4 protein-coding genes are annotated in these 3,113 nt (G+C 48.5%); 3 read left to right on the top strand and 1 reads right to left on the bottom strand.

All coding sequences use genetic code 11. The annotated features are described in order from the left end of the window. Positions 1–326 (bottom strand): response regulator (locus tag BLX24_RS29780; RefSeq protein WP_143092890.1); only part of this gene is annotated, 326 nt, incomplete at its 3' end. 364 nt (positions 327–690) lie between these two features. Between BLX24_RS29780 and BLX24_RS29775 the strand changes: the two genes are divergently transcribed. The 3 genes from BLX24_RS29775 to BLX24_RS29765 all read left to right on the top strand — a co-directional run. After that, the gene (locus tag BLX24_RS29775) at positions 691–1,809 is read left to right on the top strand and encodes a sensor histidine kinase (protein ID WP_071506845.1); all 1,119 of its coding nucleotides are present in this window, start codon (positions 691–693) and stop codon (positions 1,807–1,809) included. Continuing rightward, a complete protein-coding gene (locus BLX24_RS29770) occupies positions 1,806–2,609 on the top strand; it encodes a LytR/AlgR family response regulator transcription factor (RefSeq protein ID WP_071506844.1) in 804 nt (267 codons plus the stop codon). The genes BLX24_RS29775 and BLX24_RS29770 overlap by 4 nt, the downstream gene beginning before the upstream one ends. Before the next feature lie 164 nt (positions 2,610–2,773). Further along, positions 2,774–3,113 (top strand): carboxypeptidase regulatory-like domain-containing protein (locus BLX24_RS29765; protein WP_143092889.1); only part of this gene is annotated, 340 nt, incomplete at its 3' end.

Below are 3,113 nucleotides of genomic sequence, written 5' to 3'. Positions count from 1 at the left end.
CGCTTCAATACGTACCCCTGAACCCCGGCTTTAAGGGCATCAAACAGTGTGTGGCTGTCTTCAACCATGGTGAGCAGTAACACCTTAACCGAAGGATGTGTTTTTTTAAGCTGAATGGTCAGTTCAATACCATTGATGTGCGGCATGTTCAGGTCACAGATAACGATATCCACCGGCTGTTCTGCCAACACTCCTTGCACCAGCCGGCTGTCATTCAGGCAACCGACAATTTCAACGCAATCAATGGTTGAAAAGAGTAAGCTGAGGCTATCCGTCACGATCTGATGATCATCGACGAGGAGAAGTCGGGTATAAAGTGGTTTCATAGTCCGGACCGTTATGGTGATGCATGAACTTTCTTCCGTTAATATAAAGCTTTATACCATGACGTAAGAATTGATTTTAATTAAAAGGTATAAAATGTTGTATCGTTGATATTGTTATAAACTACCATTGTTTTAATAGCGACATAGAAAGGTCAGCGGTGGTTTTGTCAGCACTGGCTGCATAAAACAAGCCGGGCAGCAAATAAACATCTTAATCTACATCAGGAAATCTGAGTTTTACCATGCAGGAAACACTTTATGTGTTCCGCTTCCGCGCCCCGAAACCGCCGTTCCGCCACACAAAACCGGTATTCCGCAGAAATGATTGGTTTTAGGTAGCCGTTTGGCGTAGTTTTGTTAACACATGCGTGAGTCAGTCACATACCGTTTAACCCTCCGGCAAAGCGGCGCCCTGGCCCTTAGCCTTGCACTGATTTTTGACCCGATCATTGTCTATGTCAACGCACCGGAGCGCTCAATCGCTTTCTTTTTGTCGGCATGGCAGTTTCTGCTGGTCGAGTTCCTGTTTACATTCCTGATCTTTTTTGCCTGGATTGTCTTTTCGGAGTGGGTCCTCGATGCACTGGCCCGGCGTTTTGGCGAAGATTTTCTGATCGATTTTAAATTACCGGGACAGTTCCTGCTTCTTTCGATGGCTATCGGCGCGGCCCTGAGTTTTAACGCGGCCAAATCCGAAACACTCTTTAAACACATTGGCCCGATGCTTTGGCCACGTGCCGAACACAAACCCCGAAAGCCACGCCTCCGCACCGAACATAACGACCGCTGGGACTATTTTGAGCGCTCAAACAATGGTCTGGCGACAGTGATGATGCTGGCCATTTTCTACGTTTCTGCCAACCGGAGGGCCAACCGCCGGCTAAAGGATATTCAGGTACAGAAAGCCAGTCTCGAAAAAGAAACAGTCCTGGCACAGTTTACCGCACTCAAAAACCAGGTTAGCCCCCATTTTCTGTTCAATAGCCTCAGTATCCTGTCGTCGCTGGTGCATATTAACCCCGATCTGTCGGAGCAGTTTATCGACCAGCTTTCGAGAGCCTATCGTTACATTCTGGATCAGAAAGACAATGACCGGGTAAGCCTGAAAACCGAACTGACGTTTATTAAATCGTACACGTTTCTGCTCAAAATCCGTTTTGAAGACAGTTTCGATGTACGCATCGAGCTCCCTGACGGCTTCGGCGATCAGTACAGCATTGCGCCCCTGACGCTTCAACTATTGGTCGAAAATGCGGTAAAACACAACCGGATGACGCCAAAAGAGCCGCTGTTGGTGACAATAACAGCTAACAAGGGATACCTCATTATCCGGAACCGGTTGCAGCCGCGCGAACAAATCGAGACCTCGACCGGTGTCGGGTTACAGAATATCATTAACCGATACCGCCTGCTGACCGATCAGCTTGTCATAGTCGGCGAACAGGAGGGCGCCTTTGTTGTCAAAATTCCGTTATTGCCATGAACGTAGTCATTGTTGAAGATGAACGCCTGACGGCCCAGCGGCTGCAAAGTCTGTTGCTGAAATACAGTACGGACATGCAGGTATTAGCGATTCTGCCTTCCATCGAACTGGCCATTCCATGGTTCCGGCAGTATGAGGAAAGCGGTCAGCAACCGCTTGACCTTGTGTTTATGGATATTCATTTACAGGATGGGCTGGCGTTCCGGATCATTGAGCAGGTACAGCTAACAACTCCGATCATTTTCACAACGGCCTATGATGAGTATATGATTCAGGCTTTTAAAGTGAATAGCATCGACTATCTGCTGAAGCCGATTGCACTCGAAGACCTTACAGCCGCTATTGATAAATTCAAAGCCTTCCGCGACCGGTTCACCAAATCGACCGGACCTGTAAATCAATACCCGCAGCGGGAACTTGAAGCGTTACTGCAACAGCTCGGCAAAACCAGAGACATGACCTACAAAAACCGCTTCATGGTTTCGATCGGGCCCAAAATCTACAGCATTGAAACGGCTGATACCGCCTATTTTTACCTTGCCGACCGTGCCACTATGCTCGTTACCTGCGAGGGGATGTCGCTACCAGTCGAATACAGCCTTGAGAAGCTCGGGCAGCTGCTTAATCCCGACGAATTTTTCCGGATTTCGCGGCAGTTTATCATTTCACGTAAATCTATCCAGTCTATTCTGGCTTATTCTGCCGGAAAACTTAAACTCGAACTACTGCCAAAGTCTCAGACAGAAGTCTTCGTCAGTGGCGAACGGGTGACCGATTTTAAGGAATGGCTGGGTAAATAAGAGTATCGTAATTCAGACGAAAAAAAACCGGATTCCACCCCTAAAATGTGGCATTCCGCATGTTTCATTTAGCCGGTTGACCGGATCACTGCATTTTTGCAGCATACACGAATGATCGAACACGCTGAATGAAAACTTTACCGGTCTCAACGTTTGCAGCTCCAATGCTTACCGCTGTTCTGCTGGCAGGAAGCCTTACAATTTCCCGTGCCCAAATGGGTCCCGGAGGCGGTGGCCCTCCGGGTTTTGGCGGGCAGCAGGAACGGCAGAAAAAAGAATTTGTGCCGGGCTTCTCCGACGATGCGCCTAAAGGCAATGCCAGAATTACCGGTATCATCGTTGATTCATCAGCGGCTTCACCCGTTGAGTTTGCGTCTATTGCACTGATCAGCCAGAAAACGGGTAAGCCGGTTGACGGTACCGTTGCCGATGCTAAAGGAAAGTTTACCCTCAACAAGATCGCGGCCGGAGACTACCGCCTCCAATATACTTTCATCGGGTATA

Origin of the sequence: Arsenicibacter rosenii (genome assembly GCF_001870735.1) — a bacterium.
In the GTDB taxonomy this organism is placed as follows: Bacteria; Bacteroidota; Bacteroidia; order Cytophagales; family Spirosomataceae; genus Arsenicibacter; species Arsenicibacter rosenii.
This window is presented reverse-complemented; position numbering and strand designations above follow the sequence as displayed.

Excerpts from the sequence above, each read along its gene's own strand:
- BLX24_RS29775 (WP_071506845.1), top strand. The coding sequence starts at position 691 with ATGCGTGAGTCAGTCACATACCGTTTAACCCTCCGGCAAAGCGGCGCC.
- BLX24_RS29770 (WP_071506844.1), top strand. The coding sequence starts at position 1,806 with ATGAACGTAGTCATTGTTGAAGATGAACGCCTGACGGCCCAGCGGCTG.